This is a genomic window from Buttiauxella sp. JUb87, assembly GCF_004361975.1.
GTDB classification, from domain to species: Bacteria; Pseudomonadota; Gammaproteobacteria; order Enterobacterales; family Enterobacteriaceae; genus Buttiauxella; species Buttiauxella ferragutiae.
On sequence record NZ_SNVY01000001.1, the window covers coordinates 1720525 to 1740771 of the forward strand.

14 protein-coding genes are annotated in these 20247 nt (G+C 52.4%); 4 read left to right on the plus strand and 10 right to left on the minus strand.

The genetic code is table 11. The annotated features are described in order from the left end of the window. The first annotated feature begins 3 nt into the window (after positions 1–3). Complete coding sequence (locus tag EC843_RS08065; RefSeq protein WP_208111313.1) at positions 4–2934, plus strand: hypothetical protein; 2931 nt, start codon at positions 4–6, stop codon at positions 2932–2934. Further along, positions 2934–3107 (plus strand): hypothetical protein, encoded by a 174-nt coding sequence (locus EC843_RS24525; RefSeq protein ID WP_157092929.1) that lies wholly within the window; start codon positions 2934–2936, stop codon positions 3105–3107. The genes EC843_RS08065 and EC843_RS24525 overlap by 1 nt, the downstream gene beginning before the upstream one ends. A 152-nt stretch (positions 3108–3259) precedes the next feature. On the opposite strand, the gene glyA is transcribed toward EC843_RS24525, so the two are convergent. After that, complete coding sequence (glyA, locus tag EC843_RS08070; protein WP_121815087.1) at positions 3260–4513, minus strand: serine hydroxymethyltransferase; 1254 nt, start codon at positions 4511–4513, stop codon at positions 3260–3262. A 346-nt stretch (positions 4514–4859) separates the two neighbouring features. On the opposite strand from glyA, the gene hmpA reads away from it, so the two are divergent. Then, on the plus strand, positions 4860–6050 hold the full coding sequence (gene hmpA / locus EC843_RS08075; RefSeq protein WP_133522030.1) for an NO-inducible flavohemoprotein: 1191 nt from the start codon (positions 4860–4862) through the stop codon (positions 6048–6050). 98 nt (positions 6051–6148) lie between these two features. Here the strand turns inward: hmpA and glnB are convergent, their stop codons facing one another. The 5 genes from glnB to purL all read right to left on the minus strand — a co-directional run bounded on the left by glnB (position 6149) and on the right by purL (position 14914). Continuing rightward, on the minus strand, positions 6149–6487 hold the full coding sequence (gene glnB / locus EC843_RS08080) for a nitrogen regulatory protein P-II (protein WP_002438074.1): 339 nt from the start codon (positions 6485–6487) through the stop codon (positions 6149–6151). Between the two features lie 49 nt (positions 6488–6536). Continuing rightward, complete coding sequence (gene glrR, locus EC843_RS08085; RefSeq protein WP_064544391.1) at positions 6537–7874, minus strand: two-component system response regulator GlrR; 1338 nt, start codon at positions 7872–7874, stop codon at positions 6537–6539. Next, the gene (gene qseG, locus EC843_RS08090) at positions 7871–8539 is read right to left on the minus strand and encodes a two-component system QseEF-associated lipoprotein QseG (RefSeq protein ID WP_064544389.1); all 669 of its coding nucleotides are present in this window, start codon (positions 8537–8539) and stop codon (positions 7871–7873) included. The genes glrR and qseG overlap by 4 nt, the downstream gene beginning before the upstream one ends. Further along, positions 8536–9972: a HAMP domain-containing sensor histidine kinase gene (locus tag EC843_RS08095; protein ID WP_202914406.1), complete on the minus strand. Its 1437-nt coding sequence runs from the start codon at positions 9970–9972 to the stop codon at positions 8536–8538. Before EC843_RS08095 ends, qseG begins: the two co-directional genes overlap by 4 nt. A 1054-nt stretch (positions 9973–11026) precedes the next feature. Next, on the minus strand, positions 11027–14914 hold the full coding sequence (gene purL / locus EC843_RS08100) for a phosphoribosylformylglycinamidine synthase (protein ID WP_133522031.1): 3888 nt from the start codon (positions 14912–14914) through the stop codon (positions 11027–11029). 271 nt (positions 14915–15185) lie between these two features. On the opposite strand from purL, the gene mltF reads away from it, so the two are divergent. Beyond that, positions 15186–16754: a membrane-bound lytic murein transglycosylase MltF gene (mltF, locus tag EC843_RS08105; protein WP_064544383.1), complete on the plus strand. Its 1569-nt coding sequence runs from the start codon at positions 15186–15188 to the stop codon at positions 16752–16754. Here the strand turns inward: mltF and tadA are convergent. Genes tadA through murQ form a run of 4 tightly spaced genes read right to left on the minus strand, consistent with a single transcriptional unit; the run spans position 16639 to position 20121 of the window. Next, positions 16639–17142, minus strand: a complete 504-nt coding sequence (gene tadA, locus EC843_RS08110) for a tRNA adenosine(34) deaminase TadA (protein ID WP_074388536.1) — start codon at positions 17140–17142, stop codon at positions 16639–16641. The two genes, mltF and tadA, sit on opposite strands and share 116 nt — an antisense overlap. A gap of 59 nt (positions 17143–17201) precedes the next feature. Continuing rightward, positions 17202–17840 carry a phosphatidylglycerophosphatase C gene (gene yfhb, locus EC843_RS08115; RefSeq protein WP_064544381.1) on the minus strand — a complete coding sequence of 213 codons (639 nt, stop codon included), beginning with the start codon at positions 17838–17840 and terminating at the stop codon, positions 17202–17204. 3 nt (positions 17841–17843) lie between these two features. Beyond that, positions 17844–19211: a PTS transporter subunit EIIC gene (locus EC843_RS08120; protein WP_064544379.1), complete on the minus strand. Its 1368-nt coding sequence runs from the start codon at positions 19209–19211 to the stop codon at positions 17844–17846. A gap of 16 nt (positions 19212–19227) precedes the next feature. Beyond that, positions 19228–20121: an N-acetylmuramic acid 6-phosphate etherase gene (gene murQ, locus EC843_RS08125; protein WP_064544600.1), complete on the minus strand. Its 894-nt coding sequence runs from the start codon at positions 20119–20121 to the stop codon at positions 19228–19230. Between the last annotated feature and the right edge of the window lie 126 nt (positions 20122–20247).

The window sequence follows — 20247 nt, forward strand, 5'->3', positions numbered from 1 at the left end:
AAAATGATGAACAAAATAGTCTTTACTCTGGCATGCCTCATCACATTCAACGCCGCCCACGCAGCCGATTTTTCTCAGCAGGGGCAGCAGGTTACGGTGCGCCACGGCGAGTATAAATTGAATTACGATCTCAGCCGGGGAACGGGGGATTTGCTGTGGGGCAATGTCCCCGTGATCAAAACCTTTCGTAGTACGGCACAATTAAGCGAGGCAAGTCTGGACAGTGCCAAAGCGGTAGGCCGCACCGCGCTTTGGCAGAAAGTAAAAGACCCGGCCCGCGGTGAAGGTGAAACGCTGACCTTGAACAACCGCTTTGCCGACGGCTCCACCCTGATGGTACGTTTTTGGTTTTTTAACGACAAAAGCTGGCTGCTCAGCGACATGCAGGTATCGGCACAAAATAATCTGCACGTGACCAAACTTACGCCCATCAGCGCCTCGTTTGCCGATATTGGAGAAGGCGGCGATAAACGAATTTACACCACGCCCTACTCCAATAATTTCGACTTTGGCGTAGCGGCGGTAAATCATTTTGGCCTGAGCCAGAACGGAACGGATCGCTTTGCCAACCCTGATGAACCGATGGTGAAGTTCAACGGTGTCAGCCATTGGGTCACCGCGCTATTCGACAATACCAACCACAACGGTTTAGTCGCCGGGGCTGCAAGCGTGCAGAAATGGAAAAGTAGCCAGCTTTTGGGGGAAGCACAGCAGGCGAATGGCGCGCTCAGCGAATTCGCACTTTATAACTGGGGCGGAACCCAAAGTGGCAAACAGGTTAGCTCGGATCTGTTTTTTATCGGCTACTTCAACGATTACCGCGACGGGCTGGAAAGCTACGGCAAAGCTTACAACCAGGGTGAACCCCGCCTCAACTGGCAGGGTGCGGTGCCCGTTGGATTTAACGCGTTTTACTCGCACGATAGCTACGGTAAAGCGCGGGATATGTATGACATCACCGATTATGTTGCTAAAAATCTCAAACCGCTGGGGTACGAGTACATCAATATGGACGGTGGTTTTCAGCCTGATGGCTATCCCGAGGGAATGAAAACCTTCACCGACTATGTGCATAAGAAGGGGCTGAAAGCGGGCGGCTATTTGACGCCCTTTGCCGTCTATGAAAACTGGCTGGATCTGCCGGTAGACGACACGGGTTATACCCATCGCGACGCCTGCCTGCATGATGAAAAAGGACAACTGGTGAAAACCTATCTGGGCAGTTACGCGCTGGATATGTCACACCCGGCGGCGCAGTACATTGTGCGGCGTAATATCAAAAATTATCTCGCATGGGGGTATGACTACATCAAGCTCGATTTCCTGGATATGGGTTTGTATGAAGGGAAACACCACAACCCGGCGGTAAACGGCATTCAGAACTACCGCATCGGCATGAAGATTATGCGTGACGAAGTACTGGCAAGTGGCCGCCCGGTATTCCTGAATGCATCCATTGCGCCACTGCTGCCCGCCGCGTTTACTCACGGCCGCCGCGCTGCCTGCGATACTTCGCTGGGCGTTGCAAACTACAGTGGTATCGAACGCCAGGCCTTTAACAGCGCAGCCTCCTGGTGGAGCAACGGCACGCTATACGATTATAACGATGCCGATATGTTCCTGCCGGAGTACATCATTCAGGGTAATAACCGCTACGGCCAGTTAGCCGCACAGCGCCTTGCCACCACGGTAGCCCTCGGCGGCGGCCACTGGCTGGTTGGCGATAATCTGCCGTTTGTCGATGAAGACCGCAGTGCATGGCTGGAAAATAAAGCCTTACTGAAGGTTGCCGCCGATGGCAGTGCCGCACGGCCTGTTTCCATGAATAATTTCTACCACGCGGGCGAACATAGCCCAGCGATGCTGGTGCGAAAAGACGATAAAGGCGGCGTGTATGTTGGGCTAACCAACTGGCAGAGCAAACCGCAAACCTTGCAACTCACGCCTGCATCACTGGGGCTTAAAGCAGGCAGCAAGTGGCAGATAACCGAACTTTATAGCGGGCAAAGCTGGCAGCAAAAACTCGGCGTTGTGAGCTACCCGCTGGCGGGAGGGGCTACCGCGCTGCTCCACTTCAGTAAACAATCTGGCGTGACGATTCCGGTGCCTGATAACCTCGCGCAGGGCAAAACGATTACCGCAGGAATAAACAGCTATGAACTGGATTTGGGCAAGCTGACGCAATTTAACCAGATAGTGGTTAAAGAGCCTGCACCGTTTGCGATACGCAATTATGCGCTGGCTTATCAGGAAGGCGGCGCATGGCACACGTTAACGCGTGGCTTTATCCTCGGTGATAAGCGTACCTTTTCGTTCCCGGAGATGAGCGCTCGTCGTCTGCGAGTTCAGTTTGAAAACCACGAAGGGAACCTTAACGCGCCTGAAATTGAGGTTTATCAGCACACCACGGCAGTCCCCGCCATGCACATCGTGCAGGAAAGTATTGCGCCGGGCAGCGAACGGACAGACATGCAGGGCGAGCAGCAATTGATGCAGACCTTCACCCTGCAACAGCCCGATCTGCCAAAGCTCGATTTTTGGTTGTTTGAACGCTACGTGGATGCGGTGCCAGGAGATAACTTCCGGATTCAGATTGTCTTGCTCGATAGCAAAGGTAACCCGGCACAAACGCTGTTTTCGGCAGCCCTGCCACCGTTTAATCTGCCGTCCAGGCCGGCGGTTTACTCCCTCTGGCCGCGTCTGACGGGGTTGGATATCCATAAACGCTATGCGCTGATTTTCAGCTCACAGGGATCAACCTCTCAACCTACGGGAAAAAACAGTTACAGCCTCTGGGTAAGCACAAATAATCCCTACGCCAACGGAGAACTTCGCCATTCTGTGGACAACGGAAAAACCTGGCAGACTGCTACCAACCAGGATTTGTTATTTGCCCTTTATAGCCGCGCGCCTTTCAAATCAGGAGTGAAGTGATGTTCAAAGCAGGAGTCATACTTTGCGGGATATTATTAAGCGGATGTGCCGCCCAGACCGTTAACACGCCACCGCCGATGTCGCCAATGGACGAGTGTAACCAGGCAACAAAAAATGGCGATACCGTGACTATTGCTGAGAAATGTTCGGCAATTACGCGCGATCGGCAGTAACGCTAAAAACAACAAAGCCCACATGATGTGGGCTTTCAGATTGCTGACAAAGGGTGATAAATGTGTTTTGTAGGGTGGATAAGCGTTAGCGTCATCCACCAGTTGTGTCGGATGACGCTGCGCTTATCCGACCTACTCTTACAAGTCTGGGATTATGCGTAAACAGGCAAACGTGCGCAGATATCCAGAACTTTTTGCTTAGTGCGTTCGATAACCGCTTCGTCGTTGATGCTATCCAGCACATCACACATCCAGCCAGCCAGTTCACGAACGTCAGCTTCAGTGAAGCCACGACGAGTCACCGCAGGGGTACCGATACGGATACCGGAAGTCACAAACGGGCTCTTCGGATCGTTTGGTACGCTGTTCTTGTTGACGGTGATGTTCGCACGACCCAATGCAGCATCGGCTTCTTTACCGGTCAGGTTTTTATCAACCAAGTCCAGCAGGAACAGGTGGTTGTCAGTACCGCCAGACACCACTTTGTAGCCACGCTCCAGGAACACAGCAACCATCGCTTTCGCGTTTTTAGCCACTTGCTGCTGGTAAGTTTTGAACTCTGGCTCCATCGCTTCTTTCAGTGCGACAGCTTTACCCGCGATGACGTGCATCAGTGGGCCGCCCTGCGCGCCTGGGAATACTGCAGAGTTCAGTTTCTTGTACAGCTCTTCGCTGCCGCCTTTAGCGAGGATCAAACCACCGCGTGGGCCTGCCAGCGTTTTGTGCGTAGTGGTAGTCACAACGTGAGCATGTGGAACCGGGTTCGGGTAAACGCCTGCGGCAATCAGACCCGCAACGTGTGCCATATCAACGAACAGTTTCGCGTCAACCATGTCGGCGATTTCACGCATTTTTGCCCAGTCAACCACACCAGAATAAGCAGAGAAACCACCGATGATCATTTTCGGTTTGTGTTCTTTGGCTTGTTTTTCCAGATCTGCGTAATCGATATGACCGGATTCATCGATACCGTAAGGAACGATGTTGTACAGCTTGCCGGAGAAGTTAACCGGAGAGCCGTGAGTCAGGTGGCCGCCGTGCGCCAGGTTCATACCCAGAACGGTGTCGCCTGGTTCCAGCAGCGTGGTGTAGACCGCGAAGTTAGCCTGTGAACCTGAGTGCGGCTGCACGTTAGCGTAATCAGCGCCGAACAGCTCTTTTGCACGGTCGATAGCCAATTGCTCAACCACGTCAACATATTCGCAACCGCCGTAGTAGCGTTTGCCTGGGTAGCCTTCTGCATATTTGTTGGTTAACTGAGAACCCTGAGCCTGCATCACGCGCGGGCTGGTGTAGTTTTCGGAGGCGATCAGTTCAATGTGCTCTTCCTGACGTACTTTTTCTTGCTCCATAGCCTGCCACAGTTGGGCATCATAATCGGCAATGTTCATTTCACGCTTTAACATCCGCATCTCCTAAACTCAGCTAACAGTAAAAATTTACAGCAACGAGGGTGCCCTTTTGGGCGACGGGCAACAGTGTAAACCGAAACAGTGCTGGGTGATAGGCCTTGACAGAGGTTTTTACGCAAACGATTGGCTTGGCGTCCTGCAAGGGTTTGAAGGGGAAAGTGGCAAGCTATTTCAGCGGATATTAATTCATCATCAACATGCATAAATTTCACGTTCTGTGAGCCGAATCGACTCAGTCAGTATCCATTTACAATGTAGTGCTTTTTTTTTAGCGGAGAGTTTTATAAGATGTATTTTAAATGCAATATTAAATTTTAATGTCAGAAAATGGAGCTATACCATGCTTGATGCCCAGACTATCGCTGTTGTGAAATCCACCATTCCCCTGCTTGCAGCAACCGGCCCAAAACTTACCGCACACTTTTACGATCGTATGTTCAGCCATAACCCTGAGCTAAAAGAGATCTTCAATATGAGTAACCAGCGCAATGGCGATCAGCGTGAAGCGCTGTTTAATGCCATCTGTGCTTATGCGACGAATATTGAAAATCTGGCGGTGTTACTGCCTGCGGTAGAAAAAATCGCCCAGAAGCACACCAGTTTCCAGATTAAACCTGAGCAGTACGACATCGTCGGCGGCCACCTGTTAGCAACGCTGGATGAGCTGTTCAGCCCAGGCCAGGAAGTGCTGGATGCGTGGGGCAAGGCGTATGGCGTGCTGGCGGGTGTGTTTATCAACCGTGAAGCGGAAATCTACCAGGATAACGCGGCGAAAAATGGCGGCTGGGAAGGCACGCGTGCTTTCCGCATTGTGGCAAAAGAGCCGCAAAGCCAGCTTATCACCAGTTTTGAATTTGCACCCGTGGATGGCAAACCGGTCGCGGATTATCAGCCTGGCCAATACCTCGGCGTGTGGCTGAAACCAGAAGGGTTCCCGCATCAGGAAATTCGCCAGTATTCACTGACCCGCAAGCCAGATGGTAAAAGCTATCGCATTGCGGTGAAACGTGAAGACCAGGGCCAGGTTTCAAGCTGGTTGCACAATCACGCACAAGTAGGCGATGAACTGCATCTTGCCGCTCCGGCGGGTGATTTCTTTATGGACGTCAACGCACAAACTCCAGTGACGTTGATTTCCGCAGGCGTCGGCCAGACCCCGATGCTGGCGATGCTGGATACGCTGGCGAAAAATGCCCACCACGCCCCTGTAAACTGGTTCCACGCCGCAGAGCATGGCGACGTGCATGCGTTTGCCGACGAAGTGAATGTGCTGGGTGCGCAGTTGCCACGTTTTGATAGCCACGTGTGGTACCGCACACCGAGCGCGGACTGCCGTGCACAGTCAAAATTCGATAGCGAAGGCTTGATGGATTTGGTTGCACTGGAGAGCAAAATCAATACGCCGGATATGCAGTTTTACCTCTGCGGCCCGGTGAGCTTTATGCGTTTTGCGGCGGAGCAGTTAGTGACGTTGGGCGTTGAGCAGAGCCGAATTAACTATGAGTGTTTTGGCCCGCATAAGGTGATGTGATTTTCCCCTCACCCCGACCCTCTCCCCAAAGGGGCGAGGGAGAAAAGAAAATCCCCTCTCCTGAGGGAGAGGGTTAGGGTGAGGGCAAACGATGCGGATTAAATCGCGGCGTCGTCTTCTTCCCCAGTACGGATACGCACCACGCGCGCCACGTCAAAGACAAAGATTTTACCATCGCCGATTTTACCGGTTTGCGCGGTACGAATAATGGTGTCCACGCAGGTATCGACGATATCGTCGGTCACGACAATTTCAATTTTCACTTTCGGCAGGAAGTCCACCATGTACTCAGCACCACGGTACAGTTCGGTATGCCCTTTCTGACGACCAAAACCTTTAACTTCCGTGACCGTCATGCCGGTGATGCCAACTTCTGCCAGCGCTTCGCGCACGTCATCCAGTTTGAACGGTTTAATAATCGCATCAATTTTTTTCATAATTCTCTCTGTCATCCCGCACTTCGTCGATTGCTCAAACTACCACAGACTACTCTTTAAAGTCATTGGCATCGAGTTCATGCCGTGAGAGTAGTTTGTAGAATTCTGTCCGGTTACGCCCCGCGATGCGTGCCGCTTGAGTGACATTTCCCTTGGTCATTTGCAGCAATTTGCGCAGGTAATTCAGCTCAAACTGATTACGCGCTTCGACAAAAGTCGGCAGTGCGGTGTTTTCCCCTTCCAGCGCCTGTTGAACCAACGCTTCGCTGATAACCGGAGCGGAAGTCAGGGCCACGCACTGTTCAATCACGTTGACTAACTGGCGCACGTTACCCGGCCAGCTTGCTGCCATCAGGCGTTTCATGGCGTCGGTCGAGAAACTACGCACGAAAGGTTTATGGCGATCGGCTGATTGCCGTAACAGGTGATTTGCCAGCAACGGTACATCTTCGGCGCGTTCATGCAGTGCCGGGATCTTGAGACTCACCACATTCAGGCGATAGAACAAGTCTTCACGAAACTCGCCGCGCTCCATCGCTTTGGGTAAATCACGGTGAGTTGCCGACAGGATACGTACGTCGATATCGAGGTCGCGATTACTGCCCAATGGGCGCACTTTGCGTTCCTGCAACACACGTAACAATTTAACCTGTAACGGGATCGGCATATCGCCAATCTCATCAAGAAACAATGTCCCGCCTTCTGCCGCCTGGAACAGCCCTTCTCTGCTGCTGACTGCGCCGGTGAATGCGCCGCGTGAATGGCCGAACAGTTCAGATTCCAGCAATTGTTCCGGCAACGCGCCACAGTTAATGGCGATAAAGGCCTTTTTGCTGCGTGGGCTGGCGTTATGAATCGCCTGGGCGAGAATTTCTTTACCAGTACCGCTTTGCCCGTTAATCAGCACGCTAACATCAGACTGCGCGACCATGCGTGCTTGTTCCAGTAAACGCTGCATGACTGGGTTGCGGGTGACGATAGTATCGCGCCACATTTCATCTCCGGCGATGTGCGAGTGCGACAACGCATCGTCGATGGCTTTGTAGAGCGCGTCTTTATCAACGGGTTTGGTCAGGAAGCTAAAAACACCCTGCTGTGTGGCGGCAACCGCGTCAGGAATAGAGCCGTGGGCGGTCAAAATAATGACCGGCATCCCTGGCTGCACTTTCTGGATTTCGGCAAATAATGCCATCCCATCCATTTCATCCATTCGCAGATCGCTGATAACCAAGTCGATTTTTTCTCGACCCAACAGACGCAACCCCTCAGCACCACTTTCCGCGGTTGAGACGGTGTAACCTTCGCTGGTCAGACGCATGCCAAGAAGTTTTAGCAGACCAGGATCGTCATCAACCAACAGCAATCTGGCGGGTTTACGCTGTGTCATGGTTTCGCCTCCTGCGCGGGTTTGGTGTTGTCCGGTAGTTCGGCAACGGCCGGTTTACGGTTCGAAAGCTGGCGTTCAATATCCGTAAGGTTTTCCAGTTTCCGGGTGGTCAAACTTAACTGGCTTCTGAGCCGTTGCTGCTGCTCACGCAGCGTATCGAGTTCATTGTCTGAACTTTGCTGCAATTTGCTATAGCGCGAGCGTTCGTCAGAAAGCGCCAGTAGAGAAGCCTGGCCATCACGCCAGACCTGGAACAACGAACGCACTTGCGCCGGGACATCAGCGGTCATGGCATCCAACTTCGTCATGTAACGACGACGTTCAGTGGGGGAAATTTTGGCGTTAGAGAGCAAAATGCCGCGCTTGAAGGTGTCACGCCAGTTATCGGCCGGCCAGCGACGGGCTTCCGCTCGTGCTTCTGCGGGCGCTAAACGTTCAGAGCAATCCATCGCACGCAGCCAGTACAGCGGGTTGCTCATGGAATCCTGGCTTTGGTTTTGCCAGATATCATCACAATTCGTCGACAGGTAATCAGCCAGTTGTTGTTCTGGTTCTTCAACGTGTGGCGGGTGTTTAACATCTTTCGGTGCTGTGTTTTGTACACAACTCGCCAGCAACAAGGGCAGTAGCAATGCTGACAGCGGACTAAAAATCGTCACTTTCATTTTTTATTTTTCTCGGGAAATACAGGTAACTCGATCCGGAAGCAAACATCTGCCGTTTCATCGTCAATCAGGTGCAATTCGCCACGCATGCGACGAATACAATCCAGGGCAATACTCAGACCCAGACCGCTACCTTTTACCGCACCTTTACGCTGGTGGCTTCCCTGATAAAAAGGTACAAAAATCATCTCTCGCTCTGCAGCCGGAATGGGGTCGCCGGTATTCGCGACATCAATCAGTAGCATGTTTCCGACCTGCGAGCTTCGCAGATAAATGGTACCGGATTCAGACCCATAGTGCACCGCATTGGAATAGAGATTATCCAGCACACTGGCTAACAACATGGGTTCCGCGAGGCAAGCCTGCGGGCTAAAGTGGCACTCGGTACGCATCATTTTAGCCCGTGCTGGCAAACTGTGAGCGGCGATAATCACATCCATCAGCGGTTTGATCTCAACTTTTTCAAGTTCGACCGGAACATCCGCTAGTTTGCGGTTGTAATCCAGTAATTGCTCAATCAATTTTTGTAAGTGACGGCTACTATTATCGAGAATTTCTACCACTTCTTTTTGGTCGTTAGTCAGTGGCCCGACGACCTGGTCGGCAAGCAGTTCGGTGCCTTCACGCATACTGGCGAGTGGCGTTTTTAGTTCATGGGAAATATGGCGCAAAAATTCATGGCGCTGGGATTCGAGCCACGACAAGCGCTCGCTTAACCAGACAATCCGCTGCCCGACAGAACGCAGTTCGCGCGGCCCGCCTTTAAACAATACCGTATTGCCCAGTGAATGCCCTTCGCCAAGCAAATTAATCATCCGCTCAATGCCTTTTACCGGACCGATAATCATGCGCGTAAAGATCATTACCAACGCGAAACTCAACAGAAACAAAACCAGCGCCTGCCAGCCAAAGAATTGCCCGCGCTCGGCGATTTCTTGCTGAAGTTGTTGCCCACGGGAAAAGACCACCGCGCGTGTGGCTTGTACCATTTCGGCATTTTTGGTAGCGAAGGTTTCAAGGTGTGCAGAAGCGGCGACATCTGGCCCGCTATTTTTACATTGTATTTCGGCAAGATCGTTTAGCGACTGGCGTAGAGCGCTATAAAGTTGATTGTCCGGTAAAACCCCTTGATGGGCTTCTAGCATTTGCGCATAACGCTTACGCTGCCCTTGATAAAGCGTGGCAAGCGTGGCGTCATCCAGCACACAGTACTGCCGGTAGCTACGTTCCATTTCCAGCGCCACGTTCGTCATAGCCTGGCTACGACGGGCATCCACCAGCGTAGTGCGGTTGGTGAGTGCCGCTTGATCGCTAAGTGCGTTGAGGCTTTGCCAGGCTTGCCATGCCAGAACCAGCAGCGGCACCAACACCAACAAAAAAGCCATCATCACAAGCTGGCGTAAAGAGCGCGGGAAAAAATGCCACTGGTTCAATAGCTTCATCTCATTGGGATTGTGAATAATTCGATGCTAGCTGGGAATGGGGGGAGTTTAAAGTTCAGAAATGACAAAGGCAGAGAATAATCTCTGCCTTTGTTCTGAAATCAGGCGGTGCCTTACTCAACGTTTCGCCCGGAGCATGATAAAGCAGCACGAAGCTGGCAATAATCAAAAGTCGGACGGCAGGCACCTTGTGTGCGTCATTCTATGGTTTATGTAGCACTACCCTTGCGGGGGCTGACATAAGAAGGTGAATGAGCCACTGCGCAGTATTATGCAGTATGTGTGCCACATTTGCTACAAAATAGACAACTAAATGTTTTTATTATGTTTATTTGCAGTAATGCTTGTTTATGAATTTGTTTGTTTTTTGCACATGGTGTCGCTAATTTGCAACAATATTATTAATGAAAAATTAAACCACTTTAAATCAATAAGATAAATGTCTCCTTTAGGAGACATTCAGGGTGAGGTAGTGTCGGGGATTGGGGACATATTTGTTTGCCCTTACCCCGGCCCTCTCACACGGGAGCTGTCTCTTATACATACACAACTTACCCTGGCAATTTTGTCAGGGTAAGATCTGTTAGCCTCGCAGGTATTCCGTTCACCCGTGCGTTCAGCTATCTCTTTAATTCCTGAAAACGGTGAACGTATCAAGGTGTTAACGCCAACACCTTGATAATCCAGGCGCTCGGCAAATCAATCGCCGCTAAAGCGGTAAACACCGTTTTTTACCCTTCATTCGGGGTCGTTCGCGATTCGTTCCCGACGATCGCTCTCTCACGAGGTTCCCGACCACGTGCCCCCGACTGAAGGGCGAAAAACGGTGCGATTGAAGCCGGGAACAAGGTCAAAACCGGCCTGGTTTTTGACTTTGACCTTGAATTTCTGGTCCGGCTTAAATCGCCTCCATTTTGACTCCAGGTGGCAGGGTCCAGCCGTCGGGAGCGGCCCTCAAAGATGTGACTAAGAGACAGCCCCCAGGAGAGGGGGAAAGTCAAAGTCCCTTCTCCCTCAGGGAGAAGGTCAGGATGAGGGTGGTTAATTAACCCAGTTGCTTACGCGCATTGCGGAAAATACGCATCCACGGGCTATCTTCGCCCCACTCAGCAGGGTGCCAGGAGTTACTAACGGTACGGAACACGCGCTCCGGGTGTGGCATCATAATCGTGACGCGCCCGCTTTCGTTGGTGACCGCCGTGATGCCGTTTGGTGAACCGTTCGGGTTCGCCGGGTAGTTTTGTGTCACGTTGCCGAAGTTGTCGATAAAGCGCAGCGCCACCAGACCTTTGCTTTCGAGTGCCGCGAGATGTGCCGTATCGCGTACTTCAACATGCCCTTCACCGTGAGAAACCGCGATTGGCATGTGCGAGCCCACCATGCCTTGCAGCAGCAACGACGGGCTAGAAGTGACTTCCACCAGGCTGAAGCGCGCTTCAAAGCGGTCTGAATGGTTGCGCACAAAACGCGGCCACAGCTCGCTGCCCGGAATCAGTTCACGCAGGTTCGACATCATCTGGCAGCCGTTACACACGCCCAACGCCAGGGTTTGTGGACGGTGGAAGAAGGTTTCGAACTCATCACGCACGCGGGAGTTAAACAGAATGGACTTCGCCCAACCTTCGCCTGCGCCCAGTACGTCGCCGTAAGAGAAGCCACCACAAGCTACCAGCGCCTGGAAATCTTCCAGACCGCGACGGCCTGCCAGCAAGTCACTCATATGCACATCGATGGCATCAAAGCCCGCACGATGGAAGGCCGCAGCCATTTCAACGTGTGAGTTAACGCCCTGCTCACGCAGTACGGCAACTTTCGGGCGCGCACCCGTCGCGATAAACGGTGCTGCGATATCTTCTTTGATATCGAAGCTCAATTTAACGTTCAGGCCAGGATCGTTGTCATTGGCTTTCGCTTCATGTTCCTGATCGGCACACTCTGGGTTGTCGCGCAGACGCTGCATCTGCCAGGTGGTTTCTGCCCACCACATGCGAAGCGTCGTTCGGCTTTCGCTAAATACCGCGTGGCCGTCAGCCGTCAGCGTGAAACGGTCACCCGCCACGGCTTTACCGAGGAAGTGAACACAATCAGCCAGGCCATGCTCTGCCAGGGTTTTCTCAACCGCATCACGGTCAGCAGCTTTAACCTGAATCACTGCGCCCAACTCTTCGTTGAACAGTGCTGCCAGATGGTCTTTACCGAGGGTTGCGATGTCAGCTTCCACGCCGCAGTGACCCGCGAAGGCCATTTCGGCCAGTGTCACCAGCAGGCCGCCGTCAGAACGGTCGTGGTAGGCCAGCAATTTCTGCTCGGCAACCAACGCCTGAATCGCGTTAAAGAAGCCTTTCAGTTGTTCAGCACTGCGCACGTCCGCAGGTTTGTTGCCCAGTTGACGGTAAACCTGAGACAGCGCGGTAGCGCCCAATGCGTTGTGGCCTGCGCCTAAATCAATAAGCAATAAGGCATTATCTTCAGTTTGCAGTTGTGGCGTCACGGTACGACGAACATCTTCCACACGGGCAAATGCAGTAATAACCAGCGACAGCGGAGAAGTCATATCACGCTGTTCGTTACCTTCCTGCCAGCGGGTTTTCATCGACATGGAGTCTTTGCCCACCGGAATAGTCAGGCCGAGCGTTGGGCAAAGTTCTTCACCCACGGCTTTCACGGCTTCGTAAAGACCGGCGTCTTCACCAGGGTGACCGGCTGCGGACATCCAGTTTGCCGAGAGCTTAATTCGGTTCAGCGCGCCAATTTGCGTCGCCGCAATGTTAGTCAGTGCTTCACCAACCGCCAGGCGACCTGATGCCGCAAAGTCCAGCAATGCAACTGGTGCGCGTTCGCCAAGAGACATCGCTTCACCGTAGTAGCTATCGAGGCTCGCGGTGGTGACCGCACAGTTAGCGACCGGAATCTGCCACGGCCCAACCATCTGGTCGCGAGCAACCATACCGGTTACCGAACGGTCGCCAATGGTGACCAGGAAGGTTTTTTCTGCCACGGTCGGCAAGTGCAGCACGCGATTGACCGCATCAGCAATGGTGATATTGCGGCAATCCAGCGCATCACCTGTTGCTTTCAGGGTTTCAACGTTACGTTCCATTTTTGGCGTTTTACCAAGCAGAACGTCCAGCGGCATATCAATCGGCTGGTTGTCGAAATGGCTATCGTTGAGTGTCAGATGTTTTTCTTCGGTGGCTTCACCAATGACGGCGTACGGCGCGCGTTCGCGGCGGCACAGTTCGTCAAACAGCGGCAACTGGTCTGGAGCAACCGCCAGGACATAACGTTCCTGGGATTCGTTACACCATACTTCCAGCGGGCTCATGCCCGGCTCGTCGTTCAGAATGTCACGTAGTTCGAAACGCCCACCACGCCCACCATCGCTCACCAGTTCTGGCATTGCGTTGGAGAGGCCACCCGCGCCGACATCATGAATAAACAGGATTGGGTTGGCATCGCCCAACTGCCAGCAACGGTCGATAACTTCCTGGCAACGACGTTCCATTTCTGGGTTGTCGCGCTGTACGGATGCAAAATCCAGATCCGCGTCAGACTGACCTGAAGCCATAGAAGAAGCAGCACCGCCACCCAAACCGATGTTCATGGATGGGCCACCGAGCACGATAAGTTTCGCGCCAACGGTGATTTCGCCCTTCTGAACGTGGTCAGCACGAATGTTGCCAATACCGCCCGCCAGCATAATTGGCTTGTGGTAACCGCGCAGTTCTACGCCGTTGTGGCTGTTGACTTGCTCTTCGTAAGTACGGAAGTAGCCCGTCAGCGCCGGACGACCAAATTCGTTGTTAAATGCCGCACCGCCCAATGGGCCGTCGGTCATAATATCCAGCGCCGTTACGATACGGTCTGGCTTGCCAAAATCTTCTTCCCACGGCTGCTCAAAGCCAGGAATACGCAAGTTGGAAACCGAGAAACCGACCAGACCGGCTTTAGGTTTAGCACCACGGCCTGTCGCACCTTCATCACGGATTTCGCCACCGGAACCGGTCGCCGCACCCGGCCATGGGGAAATAGCAGTTGGGTGGTTGTGGGTTTCGACTTTCATCAGGATGTGCGCATCTTCCTGGTGGTAGTCATAGCGGCCCGCTTCATGATCGGCAAAGAAACGCCCGACGACCGAACCTTCCATCACTGCGGCGTTATCTTTATAAGCCGATAACACGTAGTCCGGGGTTTTCTCAAAGGTGTTTTTAATCATTTTAAACAGCGATTTAGGCTGTTCTACGCCGTCAATAATCCAGTCGGCGTTGAAAATTTTGTGGCGGCAATGTTCGGAGTTAGCCTGCGCGAACATATACAGCTCGATATCGTTCGGGTTGCGCCCCAGTTTGCTGAACGCATCCTGCAAATAATCGATTTCGTCTTCTGCCAGTGCCAGACCCAGACGGATGTTAGCTTCAACCAGCGCTTCGCGACCTTGCGTTAACAGATCAACACTTTGCACTGGAGCAGGCTGATGTTGAGAGAACAGTTGCTGGGCATCATTGAGCGAGTCAAACACGCTTTCCATCATGCGGTCATGCAGTAGTGCGGCAACTTGCTGGCGCTGTGCATCTGTCAGCGTGCTGCCAGACACGTAATAAGCCACACCGCGTTCCAGACGCTTAACTTTGGCTAAATCGCAGTTATGGGCAATATCAGTCGCTTTAGAGGACCAGGGTGAGATGGTACCAGGACGCGGCGTGACCAGAATCAGGTGGCCGGTCGGGGCGTGGTCGGCAAGGGTTGGACCATATTTCAACAACCGTTGCAGACGGGTTTGCTCATCAGCGCTCAGCGGCGCGTCAAGATCGGCAAAGTGAACATACTCGGCATAAATGTCGCTGACCGGAAGGTTGGCGTCATTAAAGCGGGCCAGTAATTTGTTAATACGAAATGCCGATAAAGCGGGCGAACCACGCAGAATTTCCATCATCAAAGATCTCTCGTCTTCGAAACGCCAGGGGGACGCTTCAGTGGGCGCAAGGGGAAAACGGGCGCCATTATAGAGAATCCGCGGCCTTGACGAAACCGTTTGCGTATAAATAAACGGATTAGTTTTCAGTGGCGAGAATTTAGCCATAAATGTTGAATAAGTTGCACAGTGGCGTTTTGTTAAGCAAAATGCGCCACACCTTATTGTATAACCTCCATTTTTGATGCTCTGTTGTTAGCGAAAACTCGACGCCTCGTTGCAGATTAAATACTTGAAAAGATTTAAGATTAATTATCTGCTTATCGGTGCCGTAACCGTGTTGCTGGCAGTGGCGCTCTGGCCCTCCATTCCCTGGTTCGGACAAGCCGAAAACCGCATCGCCGCCATTCAAGCGCGGGGGGTTTTGCGCGTCAGTACTATTGAGTCTCCGCTGACCTACACCCTTTATCAGGGTAAAAAAATTGGCCTCGATTATGAGCTGGCGGAACAGTTTGCCAGGTATCTGGACGTGAAGCTGGAAGTGACTGTTCGCCCAAATATTCAGGAACTGTTTGACGACATTGATAGTGGCCGGGCCGATATTATCGCAGCGGGTCTGGTGTATGACACACAACGTAGCCAGCATTACCAGGCGGGGCCGGCATATTATTCCGTTTCCCAGCAGATGGTTTATCGCATGGGTAGCCAACGCCCAAAGACGTTGGCTAGCATCAAAGAAAACCAGCTGGTGCTGTCACCTGGTGTCACATCGCTGGGTGCATTGAACAAACTTAAACAACAGAAATACCCGGATTTAAGCTGGCGCATTGATAATCAGCTCAGCAGTACAGAGCTGATGCAGCAAGTCGTGGATGGGAAGATTGCATTTACCATTGCCGATTCCGTGGCAATCAGCACCTTCCAGCGCGTTCATCCACAGTTGGCTGTCGCACTGGATATCACCGACGAGCAGCCGGTGACGTGGTTTAGCGCATTAGATAGCGACGACAGCCTTTCCGCTGCCCTGCTCGACTTTTATAACCGTCTCAATAGCGACGATACCTTTGCGCGCCTCGAAGAAAAATATCTCGGCCATGTTGGCGATTTTGATTATGTCGATACCCGCACCTTCCTCAAAGCGGTAGATTCCGTGCTGCCAGAGCTACAGCCACTCTTTGAAAAACATGCCACCGAAATAGACTGGCGTTTGCTGGCTGCCATCTCTTATCAGGAATCACATTGGGATAACCAGGCGACCTCGCCAACCGGTGTGCGTGGGTTGATGATGCTGACCAAAAATACCGCACAAAGCCTTGGAGTGACTGACCGGTTAGATCCAGAGCAAAGTATTGAAGGAGGAAGCCGTTATCTGAGAGATATGATGACGAAAGTCCCTGACAGTGTGCCAAAGGATGAACAAATTTGGTTTGCGCTGACCGCCTATAACATGGGATACGCTCATATGCTGGATGCCCGTCAACTGACGGCGAAGCAAAAAGGTAATCCGGACAGCTGGGCGGACGTCAAAATGCGCCTGCCGCTACTTAGCCAAAAACAGTACTACTCGAAAACAAAGTATGGTTACGCCCGTGGTCATGAGGCGTATGCCTATGTGGAGAATATCCGCAAATATTACATTAGCCTGGTGGGATATTTGCTCGAAAAAGAGAAACTGATAGCGCAAACGGAAAAACAAGAAGAAGAAAATGCACTACAAGATCCCGTCGCTGACGCTGAAGATCAGGCTACTCCGCACTTCGGGCCTTTTCCTTTAGGGCCTTTTTCTCAAGGCGACGAGCGCGAAAAAAATCGCTCAACATTGCCGAACACTCTGCTGCCATTACGCCCTCAGTCACATTAACCTGGTGATTCATACCAGGGTGGCCCAGCACATCCATTAGCGATCCAATCGCGCCAGTTTTGGCATCACGCGCGCCAAAGACTAAATGACCGATGCGGCCATGAACCATCGCGCCTGCACACATGACGCAAGGCTCGAGGGTGACGTAAAGTGTGGTTTCCAGCAGGCGATAATTTTGCAATACCAACCCACCCTGGCGCAGTGCCATAATTTCCGCATGCGCTGTCGGATCGTGTCTACCAATCGGTCGGTTCCAGCCTTCGCCAATCACCTGGTTGTTATGCACCAGCACCGCACCAACCGGAACTTCACCTTCTTCCCACGCACGACGTGCAAGGGTCAGCGCATGACGCATCCAGTGTTCGTGGGTAAATTCACTTTCTGACAAGGGACTCTCCGGGCTAGCTTAGGGCGGCGCATTATACACAGTCGTTACAATAGACGGAATTATTCGAGTTGCTGGAGATTACCCTGCGGTGTAACCCTCCAGCGGTGCTGGCAGAAAAAGAGTAGCGGGTTGTCTTGATTGCTGTCGCTGTAACCACTGTAGAGTTGCAGTGGCGTGCCGATTTGTTGTTCCAGCTGTGACACTTTTTCATGCCCGAGGCAACGCAATGTGAGTACCCACCCACCGTGGGAGCGCTTGATTTGGCTGGCGATAAGCTTCACTTTTGGCAGCCACGGCGTATCGAAATAAACCTGCTGCACCAGCGGTTGTGGGGAGCCGGTGATAAGCCAGACATCAGCATCTGAACTGGTCAGGTAATCGGTCAGGCGCTGTTGTACTACGGGGAATGCAGTCACGCGCTCACGGAACCACGTCACGAAATTCGTTTCCAGTTGCTTGAGGCGCGTTTCGCTGTGACCGAAGGTTGCGCCCCACAACAACAGGCTCATTGGCCAGCGAGCGGCGCGCCCCTTAAACAATAACGCGCCACCTATCACCGGCAGAAGCGGAATGACAAGTAACAGATTGAGGGGCTGATGGCGCAACAAGTAGCGCAAGAAGCTGCCGAACATATCCTGCTGATGCAGCGTGCCATCTAAATCGAAAAAAACTACCCGACGCTCACTCTGAGTTGCCAAACGTTACTCCTCTGGATCATTAAAGCCCATAAACCATGTAAATAAGAACCCGGCGATAACCGCTATCAGAAAGCCTAACAGATAGAACATCACTTTTCCGGCAACAATGGTTAATGCCAGCGGTAAACCTGAAATTCCGAAGGTGATGACAGTCGCCACTTTCCAGTAACTGATGAGCGCCCCACCCACCGCGCCGCCTAAACAGGCGCCGATAAATGGTTTACCCAACGGCAACGTTACCCCGAAAATCAACGGTTCACCGATACCCAGCAACCCAACGGGTAATGCGCCTTTAATCAGTTTTTTCAGGCGTTGGTTACGCGTTTTCAGCAATACCGCCAGTGCCGCCCCGACCTGCCCGACACCGGCCATCGCCAGAATGGGCAGCAAAGCGTTTTGGCCGTGTGTCTGGATAAGCTCAACATGAATCGGCACCAGTCCCTGATGTAACCCCGACAAGACTAGCGGCAGGAAGACGCCAGAAAGTATTGCACCGACCACCAGTCCACCTTTATCAATTGCCAGGGTCGCACCGTGGGCAATCGCATCAGAAATCAGGCCACCCAGCGGTTGCAGCGCCACAATCGCAATCGATGCAGTAATTAAGGTGGTCAGCAGTGGGTTGAGGATCAGCTCAATTGAACCTGGCAATAACTTGCGTAACCGTTTTTCAATCCAGCACATCAGCGCCACCACCAGCAACACCGCGATAACCCCGCCGCGCCCCGGTTGCAGGTTTTCGCCAAACAGGTGGATTTGCGCCAGTTGCGGGCTGGAAAGAATCCCGGCCATCACGCCGCCCATCGCCATTGAGCCGCCGAATACTTTAGCGGCATTTACGCCCACCAGAATATTCATGATAGCAAACACGGCACTACCGAAGATGGCAAGTAAGCCGAGAATGTTCGGATACTGCGTGGCAAGGTCACCCACAATATCCGGGCGTTTTAAGATATTAATAATCCCGGTGATAAGCCCTGAAGCAATAAAAGCTGGAATCAATGGAATAAAGACGTTGGCCAGTTTACGTAGCGCTTCGCTCATCGGAGCCTGATAACGCGCTTTCGCCTGAGCTTTATTCTGTGCAATATCGTCTTCTGCTAAGAGCGTTTGGCCATTGCTTTGCAACAGTTCACGCATGGCATCGACTACCTGAGCTGCACGACCCGGCCCAACAATAAGCTGATGCTGCGTTCCTTGTTTCACATAGCCACTAACTCCCGGCAGTTTCTTCAGACGGGCAATATCAAGCTGGTTATCGTCATGTACTTCGACGCGTACGCGTGTCATACAGTTTTCCAGACGGGCGATATTTGCCTGCCCACCGATTCCAAGCAATATTTCACTGGCAAGAGTTGCTGTCATATCCATGATTCAGTGCCTGCTTTTAGTTTTTCAGTGCTGGGCGAAGATAACCATTGCTGTCTGCCAGACGCGTGTAAGCCGTCTGCGCATCCACACCAGTGAGTATCATTAGAATGGCGGGCTTCACTTCGTAATCTGTTTGTTTGAGCGCATTTTCAGCATCAATACGAGCGGCTCCGGTCGCTTCCATGACAATACGACACGCCCGATCCACAAGTTTAATATTGGTGGCTTTCATATCGACCATCAGGTTCTGGTAAACCTTACCCAGTTTCACCATCGCGCCAGTGGAAACCATATTCAGCACCAGTTTTTGCGCAGTGCCTGATTTCAGACGCGTGGAACCCGTCAGGGCTTCCGGGCCGACGACCGGAGAAATGGCAATTTCAGCTTCCAGTGCAATGGCAGAACCTGGATTACAGGAAATCGCTGCGGTACGACAGCCAAGATTGCGCGCATAACGCAGGCCACCAATCACATACGGCGTGCGGCCTGACGCAGCAAGCCCAACCACCATGTCGTTGGCGGTTAGCTCCAGGGCTTTCAGGTCGTCCTCGCCCAATTGCTGGTTGTCTTCAGCACCTTCGACGGCTTTCAGTAATGCGCCAGGGCCACCGGCGATTAAACCAATCACCAGACCGTGTGGCACGCCAAAAGTCGGCGGGCATTCTGAGGCGTCCAGCACACCTAACCGTCCGCTAGTTCCCGCGCCCATATAAATCAAACGGCCACCCGCTTGAAGCGACACAGCGGCAGCATCAACGGCTTTGGCAACTTCGGGCAGTGTTTTCTCAACAGCCTCTGCCACCAGGGCATCCTGTTGATTAAAGCGCTGGACCATTTCAAGTGTAGAGAGACAATCGAGATCCATGGTTTGTGGATTACGAGTTTCAGAAACGAGTGAGCCGAGATTCATCATGTGCCTTTGAATATTTAATTCCTTAAAGTTTCTACATGATGGAATATTAAATTCATTCAGGCGAGCGTAATTTACGTTATTATGGAGCCGCTCACATAATTGACCCGACGGACTGGAGAGGAC

Coding starts and splice junctions, on each gene's coding strand:
- EC843_RS08065 (WP_208111313.1), top strand. CDS start 4: ATGATGAACAAAATAGTCTTTACTCTGGCATGCCTCATCACATTCAAC.
- EC843_RS24525 (WP_157092929.1), top strand. CDS start 2,934: ATGTTCAAAGCAGGAGTCATACTTTGCGGGATATTATTAAGCGGATGT.
- glyA (WP_121815087.1), bottom strand. CDS start 4,513: ATGTTAAAGCGTGAAATGAACATTGCCGATTATGATGCCCAACTGTGG.
- hmpA (WP_133522030.1), top strand. CDS start 4,860: ATGCTTGATGCCCAGACTATCGCTGTTGTGAAATCCACCATTCCCCTG.
- glnB (WP_002438074.1), bottom strand. CDS start 6,487: ATGAAAAAAATTGATGCGATTATTAAACCGTTCAAACTGGATGACGTG.
- glrR (WP_064544391.1), bottom strand. CDS start 7,874: ATGACACAGCGTAAACCCGCCAGATTGCTGTTGGTTGATGACGATCCT.
- qseG (WP_064544389.1), bottom strand. CDS start 8,539: ATGAAAGTGACGATTTTTAGTCCGCTGTCAGCATTGCTACTGCCCTTG.
- purL (WP_133522031.1), bottom strand. CDS start 14,914: ATGATGGAAATTCTGCGTGGTTCGCCCGCTTTATCGGCATTTCGTATT.
- EC843_RS08120 (WP_064544379.1), bottom strand. CDS start 19,211: ATGGATATGACAGCAACTCTTGCCAGTGAAATATTGCTTGGAATCGGT.
- murQ (WP_064544600.1), bottom strand. CDS start 20,121: ATGAATCTCGGCTCACTCGTTTCTGAAACTCGTAATCCACAAACCATG.